At 66.8% G+C, this 4081-nt stretch carries 3 protein-coding genes and 2 riboswitches; of the genes, 1 reads left to right on the top strand and 2 read right to left on the bottom strand.

What is annotated here, in order from left to right; translation table 11 throughout:
• Positions 1-888 (bottom strand): glycine cleavage system aminomethyltransferase GcvT (gene gcvT, locus AC1DU6_RS22255; protein ID WP_477859665.1); only part of this gene is annotated, 888 nt, incomplete at its 3' end.
• Positions 889-915: 27 nt separating this feature from the next.
• Positions 916-1030, bottom strand: a riboswitch (glycine riboswitch).
• A gap of 32 nt (positions 1031-1062) precedes the next feature.
• A riboswitch (glycine riboswitch) is annotated at positions 1063-1160 on the bottom strand.
• Positions 1161-1238: 78 nt separating this feature from the next.
• On the opposite strand from gcvT, the gene AC1DU6_RS22250 reads away from it, so the two are divergent.
• Entirely contained in the window at positions 1239-2075 is an 837-nt protein-coding gene (locus AC1DU6_RS22250; RefSeq protein WP_457324395.1) for a hypothetical protein, read from the top strand.
• On the opposite strand, the gene AC1DU6_RS22245 is transcribed toward AC1DU6_RS22250, so the two are convergent.
• On the bottom strand, positions 2072-4081 hold a 2010-nt coding region (locus AC1DU6_RS22245), incomplete at its 5' end, for an amidohydrolase family protein (RefSeq protein WP_477859663.1). The genes AC1DU6_RS22250 and AC1DU6_RS22245 overlap by 4 nt on opposite strands.

Below are 4081 nucleotides of genomic sequence, written 5' to 3'. Positions count from 1 at the left end.
CATGCGTTCCTTGCCGACCAGGCCCACGCGCTTGCGCGCCGCGCCGTTGGCCAGTTGCTCGTCGATGATGGCCGTGCCGGGATAGCCACCGGCACGCGCGCCGCCAGCGCGGCGCACCTTCTGGATGGCCCAGGTGATGGCCGCTTCGACCGGCGTGGTCGTCTCGTTGATGTCGTGGCCGTAGAGGCACAGGCCGGCTTCCAGGCGCAACGAGTCGCGCGCGCCCAGGCCGATGGGCTTGACCTCGGGTTGCGCCAGCAGCTTGCGGGCGAAGGCGATCGCGTGATCCTGGTGGACCGAGATTTCGAAGCCATCCTCGCCGGTGTAGCCCGAGCGGGTCAGGAAGAAGTCAATGCCGTCGACATAGAAGAAGCCGCCGGTCATGAAGGTCAGCTTTTCGACACCGGGAATCAGGCGGCTGAGCGCGTCGACGGCCAGCGGGCCTTGCAGCGCCAGCAGCGCGCGCTCAGGCACGGGAATGACCTCGCAGCGCGAGCCGATGTGCTTTTGCATGTGAGCAATGTCCTGCTCCTTGCAGCCGGCGTTCACCACCACGAACAGGTCGTCGGGGCGCTTGCAGACCATCAGGTCGTCCAGCAGGCCGCCCTGGTCGTTCGTGAAGAGGGCATAACGCTGCTTGAAGACGCCGAGGTCGACGATATCGACCGGCACCAGGGTCTCGAGCGCAGCGGCGGCATCCGAGCCGACCAGGCGCACCTGGCCCATGTGCGACACATCGAACAGGCCGGCGGCCGCTCGCGTGTGCTTGTGCTCGGCCATCACGCCGGCGGGGTATTGCACCGGCATGTCGTAGCCGGCGAAGGGCACCATCTTGGCGCCGAGTTCGACGTGAAGGGCGTGCAGGGGCGTTTGCAGCAAAGAGGACATCAAGTGCTCCGACGAAATTCGGGTTTGGATGTCCTCGCTGTCCCTGGTACCTGAGAGATTGACAAGGCGGTGTGCAGTCCCGCGCAAGCTTGCCCCTTCGGTGAGCCGACTCCAGGGTCGGCTTCTCTCCAGTGAGGAACGTCGGGAGTGTCTGCCACTGGTGGCGCCCACTCAAGACGTTTGTCAGTCCTTTTGCCTGAGCGTTCGGATCGCTAGACCCTGCGCCTTCGGCGGCCCCCAACTTCAGCGGGGCGCTCTCCTGACGAGTGAGGATTCTATGCACATCTAGGGGGCTGTCCGCGCAAGCAGCTAGGGGCAGACTCGCGGCTCATCATTTATGAGGAGCCGCCATGTTGCCCATCCGCGCCGCGCTTGCCCTAGCGATTGCCTCCTTGGCGGCCCCCGCCGGAGCCGTCACCAGTGTCACGGTGCAGCTGGGTGTGAACCCGAATTTCTTCGGCGGCACCGGCCCGGTGAATACCTTGCTGACCCAGCCCAGCACCGCTGAACTGAGCAGCGGCCTCGTGACCGGCGGCTTCAATTCCAGCGGCGCCGCCCATGCCTTCGCACAGGCCGGCACCCTGAAGATGGACGGCACCTCGACGGGCAGCCTGAACAGCCTGGCGCGGGCGACCTTCCGCGACGATTTCAAGCTGGATCTGGCCGGGGTTGCCGCGGGCACCCAGGTGGTCGTGCAGTTCGATCTGCTGCTGAGTGGCAGCTTCAGTGTCGGCGCGTCCAATGAGGCTGCGGCGAACTGGCAGGTGCGCGCCGACGTGGGTGGTGGCGCCTTCGACCTGGGCGCTGGGGGGCATCTGTACAACAACTCCCCGACGCTGGCCATCCACGGCTATGTGGGTGATCCCATCGGGATATTGCACGGCACGGCCACCATCAACACCGGCCAGATGCTGCCCCTGTATGTGGAGCTGGAAGCCTCGGCCCAGACCTCATACAACGGTCAGGGCGGCGCCTTGGCCACGGCCGCCTTCGACCTGGGGCACACGCTGCGCTGGGGCGGCATGACGGTCTCTCTGAACGGCGTGCCGCAAAACCAGGTGACGCTGACCTCGGGCTCGGGATTCAACTACCTGCAGGCCGCGCCTGTGCCCGAGCCGGGCACCTTGCTGATGGCCCTGTGCGGTGCCGCCGTGCTGTTGGCCAGGCGGCGCCTGCAGCGGAGTTAGTCGCCGAAGTGTCCCGACTCCAGGGCCTCGCTGTCGATGGGCATGGTCTGGCCGTCGGCGCCTTCGAAGAATAGCGGCTTGCGCGCCTTGGCCACCGGGGCGACCTGGTTCATCGTCATCGCGTCGAACAGGCGGCCGTTCTGCATGACCTGGGCGATGCGGTCCGACTGACGGATGTCGGCCAGCGGGTTGCCGTTGATGACGACCAGGTCGGCCAGCTTGCCGGGCTCCAGCGAACCCAGATCCTTCTCGAAGCCGAAGTTGCGCGCCGGGTTGATGGTGGCGGTGCGCAGGGCTTCATGCGGCGTCATGCCGCCCATGACGAACATCCACATCTCCCAGTGCGTGCCCAGGCCTTCGCGCTGGCCGTGGGCGCCGATGGAGGTGTTGACGCCAGCGCGTGACAGCGCGGTCGCGGTACGGGCCACGCGGATGACGTTGAAGTCTTCCTCGGGCGCGGTCTCGCGGCGAATCGAGCGCGGCTCGAGCACGGTGCGCGGCACGTAGCGGCTCAGCAGCGGGTGCTTCCAGACGTCGGTGCGGGCATACCAATAGTTCTCGCCGAACAGGCCGCCGTAGCCGACGTTCAGCGTCGGCGTGTAGCCCACGGCGTTCTGGCTCCACAGCTGCTTGACGTCGTCCCAGACCTCGGCCAGCGGCAGCGCATGCTCCACCGTCGTGTGGCCGTCGACGATCATGCTCATGTTCAGCTGAAATAGCGAGCCGCCTTCGGGCACCACCATCATGCCGGTCTGGCGTGCGGCCTCCAGCACCTGCTGGCGCTGGTCGCGGCGCGGCTGCTGGTAGCTCTTGACGCTGATGGCGCCTTCGGCCTTCTGGCGGTTCAGGTGGGTCAGCGCGTCGTCCAGGCTGTTGACGTTGGAATAGAAGGGCGTGCGGGCACCGTAGAGGATGGTGCCGGTCGAGTAGATGCGCGGGCCCAGCACGAGGCCGGCGCGCTGCATCTCGGCCTGCGTGAAGATGGCCGAGCTCAGGTTGGACGGGTCGTGCAGCGTCGTCACGCCGAAGGCCAGCGAGGCGAGGTTGACCCAGCTCTGCTGCGGGATCAGGCCCGAGTCGTTCATGGAACCATGCCAGTGGGCATCGATGAAGCCGGGCACGATGGTCTTGCCGCTGGCGTCGATGCGCTTGGCGTCCGCGGGAATCGCGACGTCCTTGCCGACCGCCACGATGCGGTTGCCGTCGACCAGGACCGTGCCGCCCTCGATGACTTCATCCCCCTTCATCGTCACGACGCGGGCGCCGGTCAGTGCGACCTTGCCCGTGGGCTTGTCGCTGGCCTGCTCGAAGCCGATCTTCTGGCTGGTTGCCTTGTCCTTGCCTTCGGCGCTCGCGGTGAAGAGCTCATCACCCAGCGTGAAATGCAGTTTCTTGCTGTCGCCACTCCAGTGCAGCGCCGAGCCGGCGTTCACGTCGAGCTGGCGCACCGGCAGCGCGTCCATCTTGGCGCCCACCGTGATGGTCTTGCCCGACTGGCCCTGCACGTTTGGCAGCGGCGTCACATAGGCATGGAAGCGTTCGACAAAGCCCAGCCACTGGCCGTCGGGTGACACGCTGTACTCGGCCGCCGCGTCGCTGCGCGCCACCTCGGTCTCGCTATGGTCGCGCAGGTTCAGGCGCGTCAGCGAGAAGCGCTGCTCGACCTCACTGGTGCTGCTCGTCTTCGTGAAGAAGAGCTCGTCGCTCTTCGCACCGAACTGCGCGCCGCTGCCCTCCTTGGCTATCCGCTCGGGCTTGCCCAAGCCATCGGCCACGGCGAGGTAGAGGCCGGTGTCCAGGCTGTGCCAGGGGCTGGTCAGGCCGCCGCCCTTGACCTTGCGGTAGACCACCTGCTTGCCGTCCGGCGACAGGCGCGGTTCCAGGTATTTGCCCGGCTCCTTGACGAGCACGGTCTCCTTGCCGGAGGCGATGTCCAGGCGGCGGATAGCTCCCTGAGCGTCGTCGCGCCAGGTGGCGTAGACCAGGCTCTTGCCGTCGCGCGCCCC

The organism is Roseateles sp. P5_B10 (assembly GCF_056400485.1).
Note: the sequence above shows the minus strand (reverse complement) of the source record. Positions and strands in the feature narration are given on the sequence as shown.

Coding starts and splice junctions, on each gene's coding strand:
- AC1DU6_RS22250 (WP_457324395.1), top strand. CDS start 1,239: ATGTTGCCCATCCGCGCCGCGCTTGCCCTAGCGATTGCCTCCTTGGCG.